The 22,228-nt window shown below is 44.6% G+C and carries 23 protein-coding genes and 1 riboswitch; of the genes, 16 read left to right on the top strand and 7 right to left on the bottom strand.

The window, feature by feature from the left end; translation table 11 throughout:
• Positions 1-178: 178 nt before the first annotated feature.
• The 3 genes from BIW15_RS13650 to BIW15_RS13640 form a co-directional block, all read right to left on the bottom strand.
• Positions 179-793 carry a LysE family translocator gene (locus tag BIW15_RS13650; protein ID WP_077281170.1) on the bottom strand — a complete coding sequence of 205 codons (615 nt, stop codon included), beginning with the start codon at positions 791-793 and terminating at the stop codon, positions 179-181.
• 93 nt (positions 794-886) lie between these two features.
• Positions 887-1,801: a LysR family transcriptional regulator gene (locus BIW15_RS13645; RefSeq protein ID WP_017447356.1), complete on the bottom strand. Its 915-nt coding sequence runs from the start codon at positions 1,799-1,801 to the stop codon at positions 887-889.
• A 19-nt stretch (positions 1,802-1,820) separates the two neighbouring features.
• Positions 1,821-2,276, bottom strand: a complete 456-nt coding sequence (locus BIW15_RS13640) for an Lrp/AsnC family transcriptional regulator (protein WP_005463448.1) — start codon at positions 2,274-2,276, stop codon at positions 1,821-1,823.
• Between the two features lie 212 nt (positions 2,277-2,488).
• Here BIW15_RS13640 and yjeH point away from each other — a divergent pair, with 212 nt between their 5' ends.
• A complete protein-coding gene (gene yjeH, locus BIW15_RS13635) occupies positions 2,489-3,751 on the top strand; it encodes an L-methionine/branched-chain amino acid transporter (protein WP_021484454.1) in 1,263 nt (420 codons plus the stop codon).
• A 2-nt stretch (positions 3,752-3,753) separates the two neighbouring features.
• Here the strand turns inward: yjeH and BIW15_RS13630 are convergent, their stop codons facing one another.
• Complete coding sequence (locus BIW15_RS13630) at positions 3,754-5,190, bottom strand: PLP-dependent aminotransferase family protein (RefSeq protein ID WP_025540887.1); 1,437 nt, start codon at positions 5,188-5,190, stop codon at positions 3,754-3,756.
• A gap of 110 nt (positions 5,191-5,300) precedes the next feature.
• Between BIW15_RS13630 and BIW15_RS13625 the strand changes: the two genes are divergently transcribed.
• From BIW15_RS13625 to BIW15_RS13605, 5 genes are all read left to right on the top strand, one after another.
• The gene (locus BIW15_RS13625; RefSeq protein WP_021821859.1) at positions 5,301-5,972 is read left to right on the top strand and encodes a pyridoxamine 5'-phosphate oxidase family protein; all 672 of its coding nucleotides are present in this window, start codon (positions 5,301-5,303) and stop codon (positions 5,970-5,972) included.
• A gap of 141 nt (positions 5,973-6,113) precedes the next feature.
• Complete coding sequence (locus tag BIW15_RS13620; protein WP_077281168.1) at positions 6,114-7,436, top strand: AarF/ABC1/UbiB kinase family protein; 1,323 nt, start codon at positions 6,114-6,116, stop codon at positions 7,434-7,436.
• A 186-nt stretch (positions 7,437-7,622) separates the two neighbouring features.
• Entirely contained in the window at positions 7,623-8,969 is a 1,347-nt protein-coding gene (locus BIW15_RS13615; RefSeq protein ID WP_077281167.1) for a magnesium transporter, read from the top strand.
• A gap of 806 nt (positions 8,970-9,775) precedes the next feature.
• A complete protein-coding gene (gene codB / locus BIW15_RS13610) occupies positions 9,776-11,014 on the top strand; it encodes a cytosine permease (protein WP_020838069.1) in 1,239 nt (412 codons plus the stop codon).
• A gap of 9 nt (positions 11,015-11,023) precedes the next feature.
• The gene (locus tag BIW15_RS13605) at positions 11,024-12,301 is read left to right on the top strand and encodes a cytosine deaminase (protein WP_025542104.1); all 1,278 of its coding nucleotides are present in this window, start codon (positions 11,024-11,026) and stop codon (positions 12,299-12,301) included.
• 59 nt (positions 12,302-12,360) lie between these two features.
• Here BIW15_RS13605 and BIW15_RS13600 read toward each other — a convergent pair whose 3' ends face one another.
• Positions 12,361-12,543, bottom strand: a complete 183-nt coding sequence (locus tag BIW15_RS13600) for a hypothetical protein (RefSeq protein ID WP_005463425.1) — start codon at positions 12,541-12,543, stop codon at positions 12,361-12,363.
• Positions 12,544-12,976: 433 nt separating this feature from the next.
• Here BIW15_RS13600 and BIW15_RS13595 point away from each other — a divergent pair, with 433 nt between their 5' ends.
• The 8 genes from BIW15_RS13595 to BIW15_RS25130 all read left to right on the top strand — a co-directional run bounded on the left by BIW15_RS13595 (position 12,977) and on the right by BIW15_RS25130 (position 19,632).
• The gene (locus BIW15_RS13595) at positions 12,977-13,615 is read left to right on the top strand and encodes an HD domain-containing protein (protein WP_025503715.1); all 639 of its coding nucleotides are present in this window, start codon (positions 12,977-12,979) and stop codon (positions 13,613-13,615) included.
• Positions 13,616-14,374 (top strand): helix-turn-helix transcriptional regulator, encoded by a 759-nt coding sequence (locus BIW15_RS13590; protein WP_015313448.1) that lies wholly within the window; start codon positions 13,616-13,618, stop codon positions 14,372-14,374. It abuts the gene before it with no gap.
• Positions 14,375-14,520: 146 nt separating this feature from the next.
• Positions 14,521-16,374 carry an MFS transporter gene (locus tag BIW15_RS13585; RefSeq protein WP_020841869.1) on the top strand — a complete coding sequence of 618 codons (1,854 nt, stop codon included), beginning with the start codon at positions 14,521-14,523 and terminating at the stop codon, positions 16,372-16,374.
• 117 nt (positions 16,375-16,491) lie between these two features.
• The gene (locus BIW15_RS13580; RefSeq protein ID WP_015313450.1) at positions 16,492-17,109 is read left to right on the top strand and encodes a hypothetical protein; all 618 of its coding nucleotides are present in this window, start codon (positions 16,492-16,494) and stop codon (positions 17,107-17,109) included.
• Between the two features lie 104 nt (positions 17,110-17,213).
• A riboswitch (FMN riboswitch) is annotated at positions 17,214-17,354 on the top strand.
• A gap of 113 nt (positions 17,355-17,467) precedes the next feature.
• Positions 17,468-18,124: a 3,4-dihydroxy-2-butanone-4-phosphate synthase gene (ribB, locus tag BIW15_RS13575; protein ID WP_025533109.1), complete on the top strand. Its 657-nt coding sequence runs from the start codon at positions 17,468-17,470 to the stop codon at positions 18,122-18,124.
• A gap of 106 nt (positions 18,125-18,230) precedes the next feature.
• Positions 18,231-18,776: a glutathione peroxidase gene (locus BIW15_RS13570; protein WP_005499347.1), complete on the top strand. Its 546-nt coding sequence runs from the start codon at positions 18,231-18,233 to the stop codon at positions 18,774-18,776.
• A 10-nt stretch (positions 18,777-18,786) separates the two neighbouring features.
• A complete protein-coding gene (locus tag BIW15_RS13565) occupies positions 18,787-19,233 on the top strand; it encodes a DUF3429 domain-containing protein (protein ID WP_077281166.1) in 447 nt (148 codons plus the stop codon).
• Positions 19,234-19,386: 153 nt separating this feature from the next.
• Complete coding sequence (locus BIW15_RS25130; protein WP_005463406.1) at positions 19,387-19,632, top strand: hypothetical protein; 246 nt, start codon at positions 19,387-19,389, stop codon at positions 19,630-19,632.
• A 52-nt stretch (positions 19,633-19,684) separates the two neighbouring features.
• Here the strand turns inward: BIW15_RS25130 and BIW15_RS13555 are convergent, their stop codons facing one another.
• A complete protein-coding gene (locus BIW15_RS13555) occupies positions 19,685-20,284 on the bottom strand; it encodes a thiol:disulfide interchange protein DsbA/DsbL (protein ID WP_005477286.1) in 600 nt (199 codons plus the stop codon).
• An 82-nt stretch (positions 20,285-20,366) separates the two neighbouring features.
• Positions 20,367-20,741, bottom strand: coding sequence for a hypothetical protein (locus tag BIW15_RS13550; protein WP_005499351.1), 375 nt, complete (start codon positions 20,739-20,741; stop codon positions 20,367-20,369).
• Between the two features lie 182 nt (positions 20,742-20,923).
• On the opposite strand from BIW15_RS13550, the gene BIW15_RS13545 reads away from it, so the two are divergent.
• Together BIW15_RS13545 and BIW15_RS13540 are read left to right on the top strand one after the other, a co-directional pair.
• Positions 20,924-21,220, top strand: a complete 297-nt coding sequence (locus BIW15_RS13545) for an isoamylase early set domain-containing protein (protein WP_005477072.1) — start codon at positions 20,924-20,926, stop codon at positions 21,218-21,220.
• Between the two features lie 239 nt (positions 21,221-21,459).
• On the top strand, positions 21,460-22,179 hold the full coding sequence (locus BIW15_RS13540) for an SDR family oxidoreductase (protein WP_005485124.1): 720 nt from the start codon (positions 21,460-21,462) through the stop codon (positions 22,177-22,179).
• Positions 22,180-22,228 lie beyond the last annotated feature (49 nt).

Raw genomic sequence — 22,228 nt, 5'->3', positions numbered from 1 at the left:
CTGCAATTGACGTTTTGTTTACTTTAAAATGAACCAAAGTAACATTTATTGATAAAAATAATTTTTAATTATAAGCCACATTTACTATAAGTAAATGTCTCATAAACAACACTTGAGATAACAAAAAGGCAGCTCATTGGCTGCCTTTGGGTTTGTTATATCGAGCGTCTTGAAAGTCCTAAACCGTAACCACCACTCTTAGTGCTAAGAGCATAAGCACAACGCCAGATAATCGGTCAATGAGAACCGCTTTGGAGCGAATTTTATCGACCACTCTGGAGCTTGATAACACCAACGTAATAAAGGTGTACCACAAGCCATCGACAACAAAAGGGGTCGCAACAATGATCATTTGGTTACTCAGATCATTTCCAAGCGCGACAAACTGGCTAAACAAAGCAATAAAGAACAGTGCGATTTTAGGACTTAGAATAGAGATAAGGAAACCTTCTCTAGCAGATTGAAGTACGGTCGTTTCCTCACCAGATTCCAACTTGGCGGCCACTCCACCTTTGGATCGCAGCGCGTTAAAACCTAAGTAAGCCAAATAAGCTGCGCCCGCTAAACTGATGGTTTTGAACAGCATTGAGCTCTGCTGCAGCACAACCGCAAGACCGATCAACGTGATAAACGCATAAATCCCGATCCCAAAAGCATGCGCCCATGCCGTTGCCAAACCATTCATTCGTCCACCAGCCAAAGCATGTTTAGCAACGATCGCTAAGCTAGGCCCTGGCGACATAGCCCCTAATAAACAGACTGTAAAAAGTGATAACCAAACTGTTAGTGTCATAAAAATCTCCCCTCTTTGACGTTAATTTATCAATAGAGGTGATATAAACTGAAATCAAAGTTAATCATGAAAGTCATGATTGAAACTCATAGTCTAGTGAATAGAGTATTCTGATTGCTGCATAACGCTTTGCATCGTTTCCCGTATCCAACGATGCGCAGGATCGTTATCGTACTTTGGATGCCACATCAGCCAGTATTGATGGATTTGAGTATCAAATGGCAGAGGTTTATGTGCCAAACTCCAATGCTTAGCGAGGTTCACCGCGATATGCTCAGGGACGACCATCAAATGTTCACTTGAGACTAGGCGATTAACCGCCGCCGAGAAAAATGGGACTTTAAATGTGATATGTCGCGCCAACCCCATCTCTTTTAAAACCGTGTCGGTGCTTGAATCTTTATCGCCACCACCCGTGACTTTTATGTGCGAATAGCTGAGTAACGCATCCACCGTCAGCTCTTTACAACTCGCTAGCGGGTGTGACGCTTTCATCAAACACACCGAGGTATCAGAACCAATGTTCACGCTTGAAACGCCTTCTGGTTTTGAAGGGTACATGGACGATGCGATGTGGATACCCAGTTCATGCAACTTATCGAGAAAATCTGGTTGCCATAAGCGATAAGCCATATCCAGTTGCGGCGCGAGTTGACTGAAATGAGAAGCGATATCTGGAAGGACGTACTGAGCAACATAGTCACTAGACGCGACAACTAACTCACCTTGCCAATCTGCCGGTTCGAACGGTTTATCATCAAGCAGATGATCAAACTCAGACAGCAAATCATCAAGTTTAGCTTTTAACGCTAACGCTCGAGGTGTGGGTATGAGCAAGTTCCCCTGACGGACAAGTAATGGATCGCCACAAAGCTCTCTAAGCTGGGCTAATTGGCGGCTGACCGCAGATTGAGTCACGTGCAAGCGCTCGGCAGTGCGGCTTACATGACATTCCTCAAGCAGCACATGCAACGACCTCAGCAGATTTAAATTGATGTTGTTTAACATACTCGACCCACTTGATGCTTCACTTTACGAACTTGTTTCCGGTCGTATTAAAAAACTCGGTCAGAACCGTATGCGTCATCAAATGACGCAGTTCTGGAAAGCGTTGAATTTGGTCTCGAATTTCATTGAGCCGGTTCATGTTAGGGACTTCCACAAATACCATCATGTCAGTTTCGCCGCTGATTGCATGGCACCATTTCACACCATCAATTTTATACAACTCATCAGCATAGGATTCACAGTAGTAAGATGATATGGATGTGTCGAATTTCAATGCGAAGTAGGCACAGATCGAATCCCCCTCTGGAGGCGCAATTTCAGCGTGATAACCTAAGATGACTTTGTCATTTTCTAACTTGCGAATACGAGCCGTGACGGCTGAGCGAGATAAATTGACCTTCTCCGCAATCTCGGTGACCGACAACCGCGCGTTATGCCGGAGGATATCAATGATCTTGTGATCAAATTTGTCCATAAATATACCAAGCGTCCCTTAATTTTCTTATTCTATACCGATTCTAAATGCATAAGAAACCAACATTTTGTTGGATTTATTTAAAACAACCGTCATATTGACGGTGAACAAGCGCATTTTGTTTTTTGGAGTTCAGATATTCTATCTTCAACCCAAAGTCCAATTAAGGCGCAGCATGGAACGCGCACTAAAATAAAACCTCCGAGAAACGCATGGAACAGCTAAAAAAAGACATCTCTCTTATCTCCGGTATCGCCCAGTTGTCCACAACCTTGATGGGAACAGGCTTGTTTATGATTCCCGCTATCGCGGCAGGAATCGCTGGCCATTTTTCTTTGTGGGCTTGGGTCCTTTTATTCATCGCGATTTGTCCAATTGCACTGACTTTTGCCCAACTAGGTAAGCGCTACCCGAATGCTGGCGGCACGGCATTCTTTGTGCGTCAAGCTTTTAACTCGAGATTGGAAAGCAGCGTCGCTTGGCTATTTGTCAGTGTAATTCCCGTTGGCGTACCTGCCGCGATTGCTCTTGCAGCAGGTTTTCTTCAACAACTGCTTCCTACTCCAATCAACAACCACTTATTTGCGCAAGTATTGACGGTTTTTCTGCTCATCTTGGTCAACCTATTGGGCACCAAATCATCAGGGCGCTTGCAAACCGTCATCGCATTGAGTGTTTTTGCTTTGGTTGGTGCATTTTTGTTTAAAGGCGAAATCAATAGCGCAGATCTTTCAATGCCGACTCTCACAACAGAGTCCATTTGGCCTATCACCGCGGCACTTGGTGTGATGTTCTGGTGCTTTGTTGGCATCGAAGCCTTTGCTCACATGGGGGAAGAGTTTAAGAATCCGCAACGGGACTTCCCGATCGCGATTATCGTCGGCTGTTTTGTTGCTGGTGCAACTTACTGGGCTTGTTCTGTTGTCATCTTAAAGTTTGGTGCTTATGGCAGCGCACAATTCGATAATGCTTCCATCCCTTGGTTAAGCGCCCATTTATTGGGAGATAGCGCAAAGTGGCTCATCAGTATCATTGGATTTTCTGCTTGCTTTGCCAGCGTTAACTTATATACCCAAAGCCTATCAAGAATGGTTTGGGCTCAAGCGCGCGAACATCGTCCAAACAGTCCACTGGCTAAAATTTCGCGTAGAGGCGTACCTTCATCAGCAACGGTTTTAGTCGGTGCGGTGCTACTTGCGTCTTGTGTGATTGGGTCGTTATCCAAACTCGATTTAGAGTTTTTCCTTAAGCTGGCCAACAGTATTTTTGTTTTGGTTTATCTATTGGCAATGCTAGCTGCATACAAATTGCTGCACGGACTAGGAAAAGCCCTCGCGGCGATTTCTTTAGTGTTATGTACAGGCGTGTTCATCTGTTTAGGTTGGTCTATGCTTTACGCTCTTGGCATTTTTGCGCTGCTCTCTCTGCCGTGGAAACAATGGCGACAAAAACGACACTCGAGCATTGTCGAATAACTTCAGACGTCAAATAGCTCAAAGAGGCGTTTAATCAGCGGGTCAATGTTATCAAGACGAACATTTCCATATCCGATCACGACGCCCTGCCAATCTCGTGCTTTAAAATCGGGATGCTCATAAAAACTGACTGGGCGCATCACGATGCCCGCCTTTTTGGCTCGTTGCGTCCACGTGTTTTCATCAATCCCTTGTTGCCAGCTCAACGTAACGTGCAACCCCGCCGCTTGGCTGATAACTCGAACTTTGTCACCAAAATAATGCTGAATAGAGAAACAGACTTGTTCGTGCTTCGACTTGTACACTCGCCTCATTTTACGAATATGTCGCAGCAAGCTTCCTTCTGAGATAAAGTCCGCCATCGCGGCTTGAATATGACTTGGTGTGTCACCACTAAGTGCGTCTTTCACCATCAAACATTTATCTACCAGCGATTCAGGCACAACGAGATAGCCAAGCCTCAAACCATTAAACATGACTTTACTAAAAGAGCCGATGTATAACACTCGCTCGTCTCGGCCCATTTGTGCGGCTAACCCTTGCAAACTGGTGTATGGACGATGTGCAAATTGGAATTCACTGTCGTAGTCATCTTCAAGAATCCAAGCCTCTTGGTTCGATGCCCACTCAATGATTTGTGCTCGCTGCTCAGTGTTTAAAGTCGTCCCCATCGGATATTGGTTACTTGGCGTGATATAGAGTGCATCTGCAGTACTTTGCGTGACGGAATCAATATCAAAACCCACTTTTTGTCTTACGAATAACGGTTCAAATTGATATTGCTGAAACAGGATCAACTTGCGCATCTGCGCATAACCCGGTTGTTCCATGAGCACTCTACTTCCTGCCGTTAATGTTGCCATGGTGGCGATACACAACGCTTGCTGCGCGCCTGACGTGATGATGATTCGACTAGGCGTGCAGTTCACTGAACGGCTCGACGCTAAGTAATCCGATAAAGCGCATCGAAGCTCCCAGCTACCTTGAATGTCTTGATTGCCTAGCAGACACGTACGGGATAAGTGACGATTGAGATATTTTTGCCACAAAGCGGTTGGAAAAAGCGATAAATCGGGTACACCGGGAGCGAAACTGGCATTCACATCCAACGCCGCTGGCGGAAGGTTGGCAGCTTGAGTTGGCAACTTTTCAGGCAAGTATTGTTCTGGCAACTCAACAGCAACAAAAAAGCCTGAACCGCGCTGGCTGACCAAGTACCCTTCAGCAACTAACTGTTCGTAGGCAGAAATAACCGTGTTGCGGCTAAGGTTCAACTCTTGCGCCAGTTTACGAGTCGACGGTAGCTTGCCGTTCTTGGGCCAAAGCCCTCGAACAATCTTATCCCTTATTGCAAAAAATACAGACTGCTGGCGCGTACCGCTGCCTGTTTTTACGCACAAATCACCCACATCGATTAACGACAAATTGGATCCATCCATAGTTTAAAAGTGGCTCTCTCTAAGCTACCAGTTAAACGCTACATTGCAACGACACGCTTAGGAAGAAAATGACTATTTCTCATTACTGTGAGTTGGTTAGGGAGACCACCATGCTATCGAATACAAAAAGAACAGAAATCAAAAAAGGCGCTCATAAAGCGGTGACTGAAGTTGAAAAGCTGCACACGATTATTGATGAAAGCCTAATTGCCCATATTGCAATCACCAACGAGTCAGGGCCAGTGGTTATCCCTATGTTAGCTTGGCGCGTCGATGATTTTATATACATCCACGGCGCAAATAACAGCCGACTGTTACGCTCCCTCAAACAAGGCCAACCGACATGTCTCACCTTCACCTTGTTTGATGGTTGGGTATTGGCGCGTTCCGCATTTCACCACAGCGCGCATTATCGCAGTGCGGTTGTGTTTGGTCAGTTTGAAACTGTTGAAGACAATCAGGAAAAAGATCGTTTACTGAATCACTTTCTCGAACAAATCGCGCCGGGAAGAACAGAGCATGTCCGTTTGAGTAACGAGAAAGAGCTCAGCGCCACCATGCTTCTGCGTATTTCTTTAGAGGAAGCATCGGTAAAAATCAGTCGTTTTGGTGTCAACGACGACGCTCAAGATATGGATATTCCGGTTTGGGCGGGGGTACTGCCATATCGAACCGTCGTGGGGCCTCTTGAACCATGTTCGGATTTGTATGAAGGCATCGAAGAACCCGATTACAGCAGCGCCTATCCTAACCGCTGGTACGCTTCGGAGAAACTCAGCTAAGAGCTCCTGTTGCTAACGCTCTCAATAGCAACTTTCATCCAATCTCCTAAATCACCGCTGGTCCTGCCAGCGGTGCTCGTAACTTTGTATCCAAAGGCTTCAATTTCCCGTATAACAAACCATGAGCAATAGGAGAGAGTTATGTCGGGAAAGGAAAGAAACCTACCAACACACCGTATTTCTAGATTCAGCAAATTTGCCTCGCTTGCAACAAGAGTTGCGGGCAATGTTATTGCTGAAGGCACCAAGCAAATCGCCAAAGGCAACCGACCGAAAGCGAAAGACCTTTTGCTCACCCCTCAAAATATTGCACGGCTGACCGATCAACTGGCGCACTTACGCGGCGCAGCGATGAAACTTGGTCAAATGCTGTCGATGGATGCGGGAGACATTCTAGAACCGGAGTTGGCCGAGATTTTGGCCAGATTACGTTCAAATGCCGATCCAATGCCATCAAAGCAGCTCAACAGCGTGATGGTAAATGCACTTGGTGAACAGTGGAAATCCGCGTTTCTTGCTTTCAACTTCAAACCTATTGCGAGTGCATCCATAGGGCAAGTTCACCAAGCCTACAGCGATGCTGGCGATAATTTGGCAGTAAAAGTGCAATATCCCGGTATCAGAAAGAGCATCGAAAGCGACGTCGATAATGTCGGTACGCTTTTGAAAATTGTTGGCCTTATCCCTGAGTCTGTTGACTATAAAGGACTGTTGGAAGAGGCGAAAAAACAGCTGCACGACGAAGCCAATTATGAGCGAGAAGCTCAGTTTGCCTGTAGATATCACGAGGCTCTACAAGGCCATCCGCATTTTGTGGTACCAAAAATCTACCCGGAAATTTCATCCCAATCCGTTCTGGCTATGTCGTTCATTCAAGGGACGCCCATAGAGAAAATCGCAAACTACGATCAAGAAACTCGCGACTTTGTAATGCACAATTTGTTGGAACTGCTGTTTAAAGAACTGTTCGAATTCAAAATGGTGCAAACCGATCCAAACTTCGCAAACTATCTCTATCTTGAACAAAGTAAACAAATCGGGCTGTTAGATTTTGGCGCAACTCGCGAATACAGTGAACGTTTTAGTTCCGGTTATCGCCAAGCCTTTTCATCTGTCGTGAACGATGACGAACAAGGGCTCAACGATGCTTTAGAGCAAATAGGCTTTTTCGCCCAAAGCATCAAACCAGAACAGAGAATGGCGATTTTAGATTTGGTCAAAATGGCATGCGAACCCATGCTAATTGATGAAGCTTATAACTTTAAAGCCAGCGGACTGGTGCAAAAACTGCGAGAAGCTGGAACAATTCTGAGTATGGAGCAAGATTATTGGCATACCCCACCAGCCGATGCCATATTCTTGCACCGAAAAATTGGTGGCATGTATTTGCTCGCCGCTCGAATCGGTGCAAAAGTAAACATTCGTCGATTAGTGCAACCATATCTCAAGATCAATAGTGGATAGCCTATTGTTTTTCTGTCACTTTCAAGTACCTTGAGCAGTTATTCTGCGTCATCAACAGCCCACTTTATTGAGATTTATTGACTATGGTTAATGAACATAAGGTCAATAAGCAAAGTTAGCTGGCTGATTTGTCACGTATGACGCCACAACTTTATCCATGAAAACGAATTAACTATCGGGGGCTCGGTGAGCAAGTTTCAAGATCTCTCCACTCTAATCCAACAAATTGGCCAAGCCGAAGAATCGGATCAAGTCGCAACGCTCAATGAATCTATCGAAGCGGGTCTCGAACCCGGCGCGGTTGCGCTTATCCTCGAAGCTTTCCCTATCGAAGACCGTGTTCGGTTATGGAGAGCATTGCCGTTAGAACTTCATATCGACGTTTTGACAGAGATGCGTGCCGATGTACGTTTCTCTATCATCAATGCGTTATCTGAAGTCGAACTGAAACTCACCCTCGCTAAACTCGACAACTTATCGTTGATCGAATGGGCAGACTCGTTACCAGAATCCATCATCAATGAAGCACTCGTTTTAATTGAAAAAGACGAGCTTGAACTGTACGACCAAGCGAATGAATATGAAGACGATGAGCTAGGTCGCTGGGCGGAGCGTAAAATCATTACGCTGCCGTTCAATATTACGGTCGGAACCGCAAAGCAGTTGATGGAACGCTACAGCTACGATACGCCGCAGCAAGTGTACCTGATTAACCGAAACAAACAGTTCCGTGGCGCAGTAAACTATTACGAGATCTTAAGAAGTGATTCAGGCGTGCGTTTGAAAACACTTGAGATTGAAACCGTTACCGTGTTGGACAGCAAAATGACACTGCCAGAGGCGGTAGAGGCGTTAGAGCATAGCGCCCTACCCGCGCTCCCCGTAACAGATGCTGACCAAACTCTCATTGGTGAGGTCGATTGGCAATTTGCATTAAGTACGCAACGAGAAATCTACGAAGCGCGCTTAATGGCCGGTACTGGTATGGATGAAGGCGATGACTTATTTGCGCCAGTACTAAAAAGCTCACAAAAACGTGGCGTGTGGTTGGGCATCAATTTGCTGACTGCAATTTTAGCCTCTGTCACTATCGGACTGTTTGAAGATGTGATTGCTCAAGTGGTGGCTTTGGCCGTGCTCATGCCAATCGTTGCCTCGATGGGTGGCATCGCGGGCAGCCAAACGCTCACTCTGATGGTTCGTGCGATGGCGCTTAATCAGATCACTCCAGGTAACCGTTTCAAGCTATTGAAAAATGAACTGGGTATTGGCTCTCTGAACGGCATTGCTTGGGCACTGATTATCGGCGGGTTAGCCGGATTGTGGTTCCAATCGCCAGTTTTAGGCGGAACCATCGCACTGGCCATTATCGTCAACATTATTACCGCAGCTTTGTTTGGCGTGTTGATACCCATTATTCTGGATAAGTTCAAATTGGATCCAGCCTTAGCAGGCTCGGTTATTCTAACGACAGTGACAGATGTGGTTGGTTTTTTCGCCTTTTTGGGAACGGCGAGTTTAGTCATGCTCTAAAAAGCCCACTGTTTATTAATCAATCATTAGCATAATAGAGACAAATTGCATAACGCACTTGCAAATTGCAAAAACATTCAAAGTTTAAGCAACGTATGTCACAGAAACCACGATTTTCGGGCATATAAAAGTTGGCACAGTAACTGCATTATATAAATTGACCCTTCTTAAGCCGAGGGTCACCTAGCCAACTGACGTTGTTAGTGAACTTGATTTTGTTTACATGTATATAAGCCAATCGCACTCTTTGCGGTTGGCTATTTTTTTATGCGGCTACTGCTCTCCTTTATCCTCTGACAGAGCTCTATTGTACTTTTCTTGCCCTCAACCGACTGTTTACTGTTTATAAAATTCAAAAATTCCTTCAATAAACCATCATAAATACCGACTTCAACAAAAACAAACTACCCAACCCAAATAAAACCAAGAAAACACACCAAAAAAAGAACAAATAACGCCCAAACCAAAACACTCATCATGAAATCGTTTTCTTTTCATAGAAATCGACTGAAAAATCTAGAGTTATAGATAAATTTCATCCATAAGCACAAATAGTAGTAAAAAACATTCATTTCACACAGAAAACTCGTCAAGAAATCATAAAAACACACGTAAAAATACATTTTTCATTTTTAGAAAAAGCCATTCAACTTATTGTTATTTAACAATAAAAAATAAAAACAAAACCAAGTAAACGTTTAAATTTCAATTTTATCATTGACTATCGAATTTACATCACGATAATACGCGCCGTTTACCTGAAAATCAGGTGCTATAATTTAATCTTTTACTTTGCGGAGGTAATAATGGCTGGAGACAATAACTACAGTCTTGGACCAGTTCCCAACACGGCCAGAAAAGGCGTGGCGTCACTAACCATGGTGATGTTAGGACTCACTTTTTTCTCCGCAAGTATGTGGACAGGTGGTTCTCTCGGTACTGGGCTCTCCTTTAATGATTTTTTCCTCGCTGTTCTCATCGGTAACCTAATCCTCGGTATTTACACTTCTTTCCTCGGTTACATCGGCGCTTCTACTGGTCTCTCTACTCACCTTCTTGCTCGTTTCTCTTTTGGTTCTAAAGGCTCTTGGCTTCCTTCTGCTCTTCTTGGCGGTACTCAAGTTGGGTGGTTTGGAGTTGGTGTCGCGATGTTTGCGATTCCGGTGCATAAAGCAACGGGCATCGATACCAATACTTTGATCCTTGTCTCCGGTTTGCTCATGACCGCGACCGTTTACTTTGGAATCTCAGCACTGATGGTGCTGTCAGCAATCGCCGTTCCTGCTATTGCGCTACTTGGCGGTTACTCTGTCGTAGAAGCAGTAAATAGCGTTGGCGGTATTAGCGAACTACAACAAGTGCAACCAACCGAACCACTCGACTTTTCAATGGCTCTCGCGATGGTTGTAGGCTCTTTTGTTAGTGCAGGCACATTAACGGCAGATTTCGTACGCTTTGGCAAAAAGCCGCGCAGCGCCGTGATGATCACCATGGTGGCATTTTTCATCGGTAACTCGTTAATGTTTATCTTTGGCGCGGCAGGTGCGTCAGTGACTGGTCAATCAGACATCTCTGAAGTGATGATTGCGCAAGGTTTATTGATTCCTGCCATCATCGTACTTGGGTTAAACATTTGGACGACCAACGACAACGCGCTCTACGCATCAGGTCTTGGATTTTCCAACATCACAGGCTTACCAAGTAAATACATCTCGATGGCGAACGGTCTTGTTGGCACACTTTGCGCTCTCTGGCTCTACAATAACTTTGTTGGCTGGCTGACCTTCTTATCGTTGGCAATTCCACCGATTGGCGGCGTGATCATCGCTGACTTCTTCACAAACCGTAAACGCTACGCAAACTTTGAAGCCGCCCAGTTCCAAAGCGTAAACTGGGCTGGCATTATCGCTGTAGCGATTGGCGTTGGTGCGGGACACTTCCTTCCTGGCGTAGTACCGATTAACGCTGTACTTGGCGGCGCAATTAGCTTCCTAATTCTTAATCCTATTCTCAACAAAAAAGCACTGGCTACACAGCCAGCGTAAGGAACCATCATGACAACACTACTGATCAAAAACGTAACGCTAAAAGGACAAGAAGGTCTGCAGCAAATTTTGATTGAAGATGGTCAATTCAAGCGCATTGAAAGCAACGATGTGGAGCTTAATCACAACGGTGACACCATCGATGCTGAAGGCGGCATGGCGGTTGCACCTTTCTGCGAGCCACACATTCACCTAGATACAACGCAAACCGCTGGCGAGCCAAGCTGGAACATCTCTGGCACATTGTTTGAGGGTATTGAACGTTGGGCTGAGCGCAAAGAAATGCTGTCGATTGAAGACGTGAAAGCGCGCGCAAAACAAACCTTAAAATGGCAGATCGCAAACGGCGTACAACACGTTCGTACTCACGTCGATGTTTCTGATCCAACACTTATTGCTCTCAAAGCGATGCTAGAAGTACGTGAAGAGATGAAAGAATGGGTAGACATCCAAATCGTCGCCTTCCCGCAGGAAGGTATTCTCTCTTACCCAAATGGCAAAGAGCTGCTAGAAGAAGCCGTCAAATTGGGGGCGGACGTGATTGGCGCGATTCCCCACTTTGAATTCACACGCGAATATGGCATTGAATCGCTGCACTACGTGTTCGAATTGGCGCAAAAATACGACCGTCTGATCGACGTACATTGTGATGAAATCGATGACGAGCAATCTCGCTTCGTTGAAACACTGGCAGCATTAGCGCACAAGTTTGATATAGGGAATAAAGTCACGGCAAGCCACACAACGGCAATGGGTTCCTACAACGGTGCGTATGCATCTCGCCTGTTCCGTTTATTACGCATGTCCGGTATCAACTTCGTGGCAAATCCATTGGTGAACATTCACTTACAAGGCCGCTTTGATGATTACCCAAAACGTCGCGGCGTAACACGAGTGAAAGAGATGCTAAATGCAAACATCAACGTTTGCTTTGGACACGATGACGTATTCGACCCATGGTATCCACTTGGTACAGCAAACATGCTGCAAGTGCTGCACATGGGCCTGCATGTATGTCAGGTCATGGGTTACGAACAAATTAATCACTCACTCGATCTCATCAGCACCAACTCAGCGCGTACATTGAACATTCAAGACAAGTACGGAATTGAAGAAGGCAAACCAGGTAGCCTACTGATTCTTCCTGCTGAAAATGGCTTTGATGCAGTACGTCGCCAAGTACCTGTTCGTTACTCGGTTCGTCACGGAAAAGTCATTGCAGAAACACAACCTGCGACAACTCGTATTCATCTTGAACAATCAGAACAAGTGACGTTCAAGCGCTAAAGTTCTTAAAAAGACCGACCGAAACGAAAAGGGCCTGACTATTTAGTCAGACCCTTTTACTATTTTTTAGTACGTTGCGTTAATTGTCTTCGACAACTAATGATGTTTCTGATCATGGATGGACTATTACCCAGATAAACAACATGCCCTTCTTCATCAACGACCGCGGGTACCACTTTTAAGCCTTTCATATCTGCGCCATTTTCGACCAGTTTACGCTCTAGCTCATATAAATCCTGCATATCATCGACTCAGTTAACTCACCATTTGCGCGGAATCCTATCGCTCTGAAAGCAAAAATATCATGATCAAGATCACAAAAATCACACTAAACAACTATAAAAATGGAATTGAGATCACCCAAAAATGCAATGTATAGACCCAAGTTTTCTGTGCTACTGAGTCACATTTATAAAATTAATGACTCATAGAAACACTGATAAAAATGTCTGTTTGAAATAGTCTTGTCTGGAGAGAAACCTTCGAAAAGTTCAGTCATTTCACTGCGTATTAACCTTTCAAATGGAATCAGTGACAGCGCTCTTAATCCCACTTCTTGACATCACTCAGGTATTCAACAATCTGGTGGCTAATTCTCAATTACACCATCGCACTTGGAAATTCTTCTTAGCGTTGGGCATACTTCTGGCTTCATTTTAGTTGTAGATATTAACCATGACGTCATTAAGCCAGTTAGAGCCGCTGTTTTTGGAATTTATGCAGCAAGAGATGCAAGTTGATGCGGCCCATGATATTGAACACGTAAAACGCGTGGTCAAAACAGCGAAACAGCTCTGCGACGAAGAAAATGCAGACATAGCCATTGTGTTACCAGCGGCCTATTTGCATGATTGTTTCACCTACCCGAAAGATCATCCAAATCGCAAGCAAAGCTCTGCAATTGCAGCCAAAAAAGCCATCGCGTATTTAGAGAGTATTCAATACCCTCAGCACTACCATGATGCCATCGCTCATGCGATAGAGGCGCACAGCTTTAGCGCCAACATCAGGCCAAACACGTTGGAAGCACAAATCGTCCAAGATGCTGATCGTCTGGACGCTTTAGGCGCCATTGGTGTTACGCGATGCATTCAAGTCAGTACTCATTTCAACGCTCAGCTTTACAACGATAACGACATATTTGCTAAAGAGCGCGAACTCAACGACAAGCAATTCACCGTAGATCATTTCCAAACCAAGTTGTTTAAAATTGTCGACACCATGAACACGGAGTCTGCAAAACTTGAAGCCAATAAACGGAAAGCCTTTATGCAAACGTACCTAAAACAGTTATACGATGAGGTAACCGCGTAAATGTCTGAAAGCTATACGCTAATTAAAGAGCTTAAGCGCCAGCTAAAGTTAGCCGGGCTGCATTATGTCGATGTTGCACAACACCTTGATTTAAGTGAAGGAAGCGTCAAACGTTTACTTGCGGAAGGTCAACACATTAGCCTTGAGCGCTTAGAACGAATTTGCCAACTGATTGGTTTAGAAATGGCGGAACTGTTTAAGCTCGCGGCTGCGCACAATAAAGGTCTAGAGTCGCTAACGTTAGAGCAAGAAAAGCAGTTGGTTGACGATAAAGCCCTGCTACTCGTGGCGATCTGTGTTGTAAATGGCTATCAGTTTGAACAAATCGTTCAGCAATACACCTTCAATGAGTTGGAACTGGTGCAAAAGCTTGCTCATTTGGATCGTCTGAACATCATCGACTTACAGCCAAATAACAAAATTCGTTTGCGTATATCTCCGACATTTAAGTGGCAGATGGGCGGCCCTATTCAACGGTTCTTCCAACAGCAAGTTCAAGACGCCTTTTTCCAAAGCTACTTTTCGGGTGAAGATGAACAGTTGTCCATGGCAACAGGATTGATGAGCGTACCAACCAACAAGAAGCTGCAACAGAAACTGCAAAAGGTCATCGATGAGTTTTATCAGGCTTGCCAAAGTGATAGCTCTCTCGATATGGACGAAAAGCACGGCACCTCTCTGATTATTGCGATGCGTCGTTGGACGTTCCCTCTGTTTGAACCATGGGAAAGAAAACCTACACAGAAGTCTCGAAATTAGTAACTCAATAAATAAATGGAGATGAAAGTAACGCATTTGGTTACTTTTGGTGGCATACAACGTCACTTGAAAGAGAAAGCTGGTTTAATCGTTCATTGAGCATAAAGTGCTCCCATCTCATTCGACTTTGTTTAATCGGAGCCAGCATGTTTTTCTCAAAACGCTTTTTTCCTTACTTTGTGACGCAGTGTCTTGGCGCACTCAATGATAACATCTACAAAAACGTTCTGTTATTGATGGTGACATACAGCCAAATTGATAACTTACCAATATCCGTTAATCTATTTGTTAATTTGGCGGCAGGCTTATTCATCCTACCTTTCTTTCTATTCTCTGCGCATGCTGGCGCCGTCGCTGACAGCATGGACAAAGCCAAATTAATCCGACGTCTAAAGCTCATCGAGCTGGCTATCATGTCTTGCGCAGCAACCGCTATTGCTACCCAAAGTGCTATGCTGATGCTGGTTCTGCTGTTTATGACAGGCACTCAATCGGCCTATTTTGGTCCCGTAAAATACGCCTTACTACCACAAGCGCTCAAACCAAATGAGCTTGTTAAAGGAAATGCTTGGGTTGAAATGGGCACGTTCCTTTCGATTCTTATAGGTACGCTTAGCGCAGGCCTCCTGCTAGCCATTCCTAATGGTACCTTGATTGCTTCTTGTATCGTGATTGCCTTGTCTTTGCTTGGGTTTATGAGCAGTGTGAACATTCCAGCGATGCCTAGCCAATCGAATGACAAAGCGAAATTTGAACCGATTTCTGGTTTAAAGAACACGTTAAAAGTGGCAAAAAAACAGAGAGGCATTTGGATGTCTATTCTAGCCATCAGTTGGTTTTGGTTCATGGGTGCGACTTACCTGACTCAATTCCCTAACTTTGCGCGTGAACATTTGTTTGCAGACAGTACTGTCGTTTCTTTACTGTTGGCATTATTTTCCATTGGTATCGCGACAGGCTCTTGGTTGTGTGAAAAACTTTCTTTCAACCACGTTGAGCTTGGTATTTTGCCATTCGGTATCCTTGGTCTGACAGTCTTTGGCGTCGACTTGCTATGGGCAGTCCCAAGTTATCCATCACTTCCGGTGCACTTTTATGATGTGCAAAGCTTCGTTGCTGAATCCAAACATCTGCGCGTCATGATTGACCTGTTCCTTGTTGGTGTAAGCGGCGGTGTCTTTATTGTTCCTCTTTATGCGTTCATCCAATCGCGTTCAAACAAATGGGAATGTGCACGTGCCATTGCTGCTAACAACATCATGAATGCGTTGTTTATGGTGGTGTCTGCTTTGGTTTCGATCGTTGTACTCAGCGTACTAGAGCTTTCTATTGTGGAACTGTTTGCCATGATGGCAATAGGTAACTTCTTCGTGGCAATCTATGTCTATCGTCAAGTTCCAGAATTTACACAACGCTTTATCAGTTATTTACTCAGCCATTGTATGTATCGTGTGTCTGTAAAGGGGCGCCAACATATTCCTGAACAAGGTGCTGCGTTAATTGTGGCTAACCATGTTAGCTATGTCGATGCGTTGATTTTGATGGGAACCTCTACTCGCCCGGTTCGTTTTGTGATGGACAAATCCATCAGCGAGCTGCCTGTTCTTAAATATGTTTTCCGTCATGCCGGTGTTATCCCGATCTGTTCTCCACGTAAGTGTGCCGACACTTACCGTCGAGCATTTGAACAGATTGAACAAGCGCTTAACGACGGTGAGGTTGTCTGTATCTTCCCTGAGGGTCGTTTAACGTCTAACGGTGAATTGGGTGAGTTTCGCCCTGGAGTGGAAAAAATCCTTGAACGTAATCCTGTTCCTGTCATCCCTATGGCGTTAAAAGGGCTTTGGGGTTCTTTTTTCAGCCACAAAGACGGACATGCTCTCACAAAACGACCGACTCGTTTTTGGTCAAAAGTGGATGTTGTAATCGGTGAAGTGTTAAGCCCAGCTCCTTTAAATCGTCATCAATTGCAACAACAAGTACAGGATTTACTAGGCTGATACGCTTGCTATACCGATCAAACTTTGCAGCAAAACGTAAATATGCACCACAAAGCACAAGTAGTTCTTTGTTAATTAGAGTAGGATATCTACGACGTCATAAATCTAGGAGGTATTATGAAAATCATCATCTTACATGGTCTTTATATGCATGGGCTGGTCATGCAGCCTCTTAGCCAAAAGCTGCGAAAGCTCGGATACGAAACGCAAGTGCTCAGCTATAACACTGTTGCTATCGATGAGTCTTCACTGTTTGATTCTATTGACCATTCGCTTAATCCACTGACCGCAAACGTGCTCGTGGGGCACAGCTTGGGAGGTTTAATGATTAAGCGCTATCTCGCCAACAGAAAACCAACCACTAGCTTAATCTCTCATGTTGTCGCTATCGGTTCACCTCTTAAAGGCGCGTCCATAGTAGGTCGGATTCAAGATCTCGGATTGGGTGCAATTTTAGGAAACTCACCACATCACGGATTAAACAAACATGATGATGCGTGGGCTTTTCCGCAAAAACTCGGCAGTATCGCAGGAACAGTGCCGATTGGTGCCCGCCCATTGTTGATCCGTAATGACAACACCATGTCGGACGGTACGGTTACCGTAGAAGAGACAAGACTGGACGGTATGCAAGATCATATCGAAGTGAAGCAAACGCATACGAGTCTGATTTACAACACCTTCGTGCCGCAGCAGATTGATCACTTTATTCGCACAGATTATTTCCGTCGATAGCACACTTTTCCATCATACAGATGGAATCGACTTTCCAAGCTATTCAGTTCGCAGTACTATCCTAGCTCCACTTCTTCACAACTTGAATGAAGTGGCACATTTTTAATTGTTCTCAGGGCGGGGCGAAATTCCCCACCGGCGGTATACTTTTTCAAGTGAGCCCGCGAGCGCTCGATTCGTCGAGGTCAGCAGATCTGGTGAGATGCCAGAGCCGACGGTTATAGTCCGGATGAAAGAGAATAAGAATACACCAGTATCGCGAGTAAGATCGCGTTGAATGCTGGTGCGCTTCTTTTTGATCGTATTTTACGACGATCTCTCATACCGCCCTGATTCTGGTGATATTTAGGAGTTAACCATGAATCAGTCATCACTACTTGCCGAATTTGGCGACCCAATTACTCGCGTTGAAAACGCACTTATCGCTCTAAAAGAAGGTCGTGGCGTACTTCTTCTTGATGATGAAGATCGCGAAAACGAAGGCGATATCATTTATTCAGTCGAGCACCTCACCAACGAGCAAATGGCGTTGATGATCCGCGAATGTAGCGGCATCGTTTGTTTATGTTTAACAGACGCTCAAGCAGACAAACTGGAACTGCCTCCAATGGTGGTAAACAACAACAGCGCGAACCAAACTGCATTTACGGTTTCTATTGAAGCGAAAGTTGGCGTAACAACGGGGGTTTCAGCAGCAGATCGCGTGACGACCATTAAAACGGCGGCAAACCCGCATGCGAAACCTGAAGATCTTGCTCGCCCGGGTCACGTATTCCCTCTTCGTGCACGTCCAGGTGGTGTAATGACTCGCCGTGGTCATACGGAAGGTACGATTGATCTGATGCAAATGGCAGGGCTTCAACCTGCTGGCGTACTGTGTGAAGTGACCAATCCAGATGGTACGATGGCAAAAGCACCGGATATCGTTGCCTTTGGTCGCCTGCACAACATGCCTGTACTGACTATCGAAGACATGGTCGCGTACCGTAATCAGTTCGATTTGAAGCTGGCATAAAAATTCAAAGCACATTAAAAAGCCGCGCATTTGAGCGGCTTTTTTTTGATCGATTCCCTTTACGTTTGAGTAGTTATACTTACTTCAAAACAAAAGGAACGACATCATGAAAGGATTACTGAAACTCGCCGCGTACCTTGGCATTATCTCCATGAGTTCGTTTGCTCTTGCGTCTGAGTGCCCCGACATTCTGCAAGGCAAACAGCGCATGTTAAATTCAACAGAAGAAATTGAGCTTTGTGAAGTATTCAAAGGGAAAACATTGCTCGTCGTAAACACTGCCAGCCAATGCGGTTTTACTCCTCAATATGAGCAACTAGAAACGCTATACCAAACTTACAAAGATAAAAACTTCGCAGTCATCGGTTTTCCCAGTAACGATTTTCGACAAGACAAAGGAAGCGAAGAAAATACCGCAAAGATCTGCTATCTCGACTACGGCGTGACGTTCCCTATGATGGCTCGAAGCTCTGTATTGGGCAACGATGCCAACCCTGTCTTTTCTGAAATCAGCACTCAAGCCGGTGTGACTCCGAAGTGGAACTTTTACAAGTTTCTCATCAGTAAAGAAGGCAAAGTCATCGCCACATTTCCAAGCTCAACCTCTCCGACGAGTACTACGCTTACTAATATGATTGAGCAACAACTGTAGGAGTGCAGTTATGGTCACGACACGTTTAACCATGTTACGCCTTGGGTACTTGGGCTTAGTGCCTTTTCTGTTCAGCTTGCTGCTTATCGTGTCTGACACCACCTTATTTAACCTAAGCGGACAACAATTTTTTATTGCCTACAGCGCCGTTATATTGAGTTTTCTATCGGGAGTGCTCTGGGGAAATGGTATCGACCATTACTACCACCGCTTGAGCCGTAATATCCTAGTTCTCAGTAATTTGTTTGTTTTGCTTGCGTGGGGTGCCTTCTTACAAGGGAATACACATTACATCGCGGCAATATTGTTGCTCGCAACCGGATACGCGGCCGTTTGGTATGCAGAAAAGCTTATACGGAATGTCGAACTGGAAGTTGATCCCAAAGGCTATCAAGGCATGAGGAATAAGCTCACCTGCGGCGTCATTTTGATGCATGGATTGATTTTGATTGCATAATCTGGTCTGTCCAGTACTCAGATCACAAAACCAATCAACCCATATAAAACATTGTTCATTTCGTGAATACACATACATTTTGAACACCGTTTTGTTTTAAAGTAGCGCAAACCTACATATATATGTCCGTAAACATTCACAAAGGATATGAATATGTTTTTCCGCAAACTACTGTTTAGTACTGCAATTATCAATGCGACTTCTGGCTGCGTTTCTTACCAAGCGCAACAAGCTGCCACTCAAACAGTAAACAACACGGGCATTGTTCTCACCAATGTGGTGAAAAACACCATCGCACAACCGTGCAATGTCGCTATCACCGTTGCTAGCTTGTTTTATCCGCACGCGATATTCATGACTAGCGTACCAACTCAAGCTTGTACAACCGTACTGAGATAACGAATTCAAAAAAATGGCGACCACTTGGCCGCCATTTTTCATTTCTTTTAATTTATAGCGTTAGCAGATAGTTCACCAATTCGCTGTACTCGGCATAGCTACGGACTTCATTAGGAATAACGATGTACTTGTTATTCACAACGACGCCAGGAACGCCGGTCAGAGTGCTCTCTTTGAACTGCTTATCGAAACGCTTTTGCATCGAACTAACCGCAAAGCTGTTGTACGCCGCGTCAAATTTGTTGCCATCGACACCGTTGTCCGTGAAGACTTTCTTTAACTCATCTTCGTTTTTCGGTGCTTGGCGCTTTTGATGAATTTGCGCGAACATCGCAGGCACCATTTTGTCTTCAACACCTAGCGATACCATGGCTGCGTAAGATTTTGCCATTGGCACTGCCATGTCTGCGCCCATAAACGCCACGTGCACTTTTTCAAAGCGTGCTTCTTTTGGCAAAGCCGGTTTTAAGTTTTCAATCACAGATTCAAACTTATAACAGTGTGGGCAGTAAAACGAAAAAAACTCTGTAACGGTTGGTTTAGTCGCTTTCTCAACGTCCAACACTTTGTAGTGTTTACCTTCTTCAAATTGAGCAGCGTGAGCGCTGAAAGCCAGTAAAAGTGTGCTGCATAGTGCAAGTAATTTCTTCATTGTTTGTTTTCCTTCGGGCACAACGGTGCCGTTTTAAATATAGCTAAGAGCCAGCTAGTGCTGGAGATAAATAAAGAAGAAATCAAACAATCGGAGGTCGGTAAGGCTTATAAACCACAACCACGGCTTTTTCAGTAGGAAGCTTATCAATGAGCGCCAAGCTGTAAGGCAGTAGCATCAATCCATTTTGCGACAAAGTCGTGGGAATTTTCACAATGCAAGAAGAACTGCAACTGGTGTGCGACTTTTGCCCTTTTTCCATCATGTGTTCTTTGTGGTGCGGCTCAACACAATCTGTATTTACGCCGAGTTTTTCTTGAAGTGCAGTTTGCTGCATGGGAAAGCTTTGTGCTTCTATTGATGCTGTCGATGCTTGAACGCTCGATGAAACACTGGTTAGCAGCATAGCCACCAAACAAACCAGAGTAGTCATCAATGTACGATTCAACTTCAACATATCAATTTCTTCACAACACACTGATTTTCATCATACAGAAAGATCATATTCATACAAGTTTGAAGCACGAAGAGTACACGGTTATTTCACTAGCTATACCAGCATGAATCCGATAACGCTTGAAATACTTATGAAACACGAGTAATAGTTAGAGCAGTTTTTGTACTAACAAGGAAAGATTCATGCTTAAAAAGAGATTTTTCAAAACTAAAGATGAAGTTGAAGTCACTTTTGAACTCGATAAAAACCAGTGGGAATCCATTAAAATCGCTGGAGATTTTAATGACTGGCAACCAGAGCCAATGAAACTGGTGAAAAAAAGCGGCCAATTTAAGTTCAAAACACGTCTACCCAAAGAGCAACACATCCAATTTCGTTATCTCCTCGATGAAGTTGAATGGGAGAACGATCCTCAAGCAGATGCTTACGTTCCAAATGGCTTTGGTAGCGACAACAGCGTTGTTTGCACCGTTGAATAAGTTGTAACTTTGATGGGTTGATTAGTGCGGATTTCACCGTATTAACAGCGCATTCTTCTCACTTAAGGCGCACGAGTTGCGCCTTTTTCCCACCAATAAGACAAACTCAAGCAGCAATTATTGTTGCTAATGAACAACAGTGTTTTACCTAAAGTGATATATATCAACAAAAGTTATTTCCTTAGTATGAGTTCATCGCAGCAGACCGCTGCTTTCAACGAAAACTGAGGAAGTAACAAATGAAAAAACTGGTTGTTATTACTGGTGCAAGTTCAGGTATTGGTGAAGCTATCGCACGTCGTTTTAGTGAAGAAGGCCACCCTCTCCTTCTTGTGGCTCGTCGCGTAGAACGTTTAGAAGCACTAAATTTACCAAACACCTTATGTGAAAAAGTCGATGTCACTGACCAAGCGAGTTTGATAACAGCGATTGAAAAAGCAGAAGCTCAATTTGGTCCAGCTGACGTGCTAGTCAACAATGCGGGTGTAATGTTGCTTGGTCAGATCGACACGCAGGACGCCGCTGAATGGAAGCGTATGTTCGACGTTAACGTGCTTGGTTTGCTTAATGGTATGCACTCCGTACTTGCATCAATGAAAGCGCGCAATAGTGGCACAATAATCAACATCAGCTCTATTGCAGGTAAAAAGACGTTCCCTGACCACGCTGCATATTGTGGGACTAAGTTCGCAGTTCATGCAATTTCAGAAAATGTGCGCGAAGAAGTAGCCGCATCAAATGTGCGTGTTACGACTATTGCACCGGGCGCAGTAGAGACGGAACTGCTTTCTCACACCACTTCACAAGACATTAAAGATGGATACGATGCTTGGAAAGTGGATATGGGTGGTGTACTCGCCGCAGACGATGTCGCGCGTGCAGTAATGTTCGCTTACCAACAACCACAAAATGTCTGTATCCGAGAAATTGCGCTCGCGCCGACCAAGCAGCAACCATAATCTGGTGACAACTTAATTTCCCATATACTAAGCAAACGATTTGTTCTAT

Source organism: Vibrio sp. SALL6 (assembly GCF_002002385.1).
Taxonomy (GTDB): Bacteria; Pseudomonadota; Gammaproteobacteria; order Enterobacterales; family Vibrionaceae; genus Vibrio; species Vibrio parahaemolyticus.
The sequence above is the reverse complement of the archived record's forward strand: the minus strand, read 5'-3'. Positions and strand labels throughout refer to the sequence as shown.

Coding starts and splice junctions, on each gene's coding strand:
- BIW15_RS13645 (WP_017447356.1), bottom strand. CDS start 1,801: ATGTTAAACAACATCAATTTAAATCTGCTGAGGTCGTTGCATGTGCTG.
- BIW15_RS13590 (WP_015313448.1), top strand. CDS start 13,616: ATGTCTGAAAGCTATACGCTAATTAAAGAGCTTAAGCGCCAGCTAAAG.
- BIW15_RS13600 (WP_005463425.1), bottom strand. CDS start 12,543: ATGCAGGATTTATATGAGCTAGAGCGTAAACTGGTCGAAAATGGCGCA.
- BIW15_RS13570 (WP_005499347.1), top strand. CDS start 18,231: ATGAAAGGATTACTGAAACTCGCCGCGTACCTTGGCATTATCTCCATG.
- BIW15_RS13605 (WP_025542104.1), top strand. CDS start 11,024: ATGACAACACTACTGATCAAAAACGTAACGCTAAAAGGACAAGAAGGT.
- ribB (WP_025533109.1), top strand. CDS start 17,468: ATGAATCAGTCATCACTACTTGCCGAATTTGGCGACCCAATTACTCGC.
- BIW15_RS13555 (WP_005477286.1), bottom strand. CDS start 20,284: ATGAAGAAATTACTTGCACTATGCAGCACACTTTTACTGGCTTTCAGC.
- BIW15_RS13545 (WP_005477072.1), top strand. CDS start 20,924: ATGCTTAAAAAGAGATTTTTCAAAACTAAAGATGAAGTTGAAGTCACT.
- BIW15_RS13540 (WP_005485124.1), top strand. CDS start 21,460: ATGAAAAAACTGGTTGTTATTACTGGTGCAAGTTCAGGTATTGGTGAA.
- BIW15_RS25130 (WP_005463406.1), top strand. CDS start 19,387: ATGTTTTTCCGCAAACTACTGTTTAGTACTGCAATTATCAATGCGACT.
- BIW15_RS13630 (WP_025540887.1), bottom strand. CDS start 5,190: ATGGATGGATCCAATTTGTCGTTAATCGATGTGGGTGATTTGTGCGTA.
- BIW15_RS13650 (WP_077281170.1), bottom strand. CDS start 793: ATGACACTAACAGTTTGGTTATCACTTTTTACAGTCTGTTTATTAGGG.
- BIW15_RS13565 (WP_077281166.1), top strand. CDS start 18,787: ATGGTCACGACACGTTTAACCATGTTACGCCTTGGGTACTTGGGCTTA.
- BIW15_RS13620 (WP_077281168.1), top strand. CDS start 6,114: ATGTCGGGAAAGGAAAGAAACCTACCAACACACCGTATTTCTAGATTC.
- BIW15_RS13585 (WP_020841869.1), top strand. CDS start 14,521: ATGTTTTTCTCAAAACGCTTTTTTCCTTACTTTGTGACGCAGTGTCTT.
- BIW15_RS13580 (WP_015313450.1), top strand. CDS start 16,492: ATGAAAATCATCATCTTACATGGTCTTTATATGCATGGGCTGGTCATG.
- yjeH (WP_021484454.1), top strand. CDS start 2,489: ATGGAACAGCTAAAAAAAGACATCTCTCTTATCTCCGGTATCGCCCAG.
- BIW15_RS13625 (WP_021821859.1), top strand. CDS start 5,301: ATGCTATCGAATACAAAAAGAACAGAAATCAAAAAAGGCGCTCATAAA.
- BIW15_RS13640 (WP_005463448.1), bottom strand. CDS start 2,276: ATGGACAAATTTGATCACAAGATCATTGATATCCTCCGGCATAACGCG.
- codB (WP_020838069.1), top strand. CDS start 9,776: ATGGCTGGAGACAATAACTACAGTCTTGGACCAGTTCCCAACACGGCC.
- BIW15_RS13550 (WP_005499351.1), bottom strand. CDS start 20,741: ATGTTGAAGTTGAATCGTACATTGATGACTACTCTGGTTTGTTTGGTG.
- BIW15_RS13595 (WP_025503715.1), top strand. CDS start 12,977: ATGACGTCATTAAGCCAGTTAGAGCCGCTGTTTTTGGAATTTATGCAG.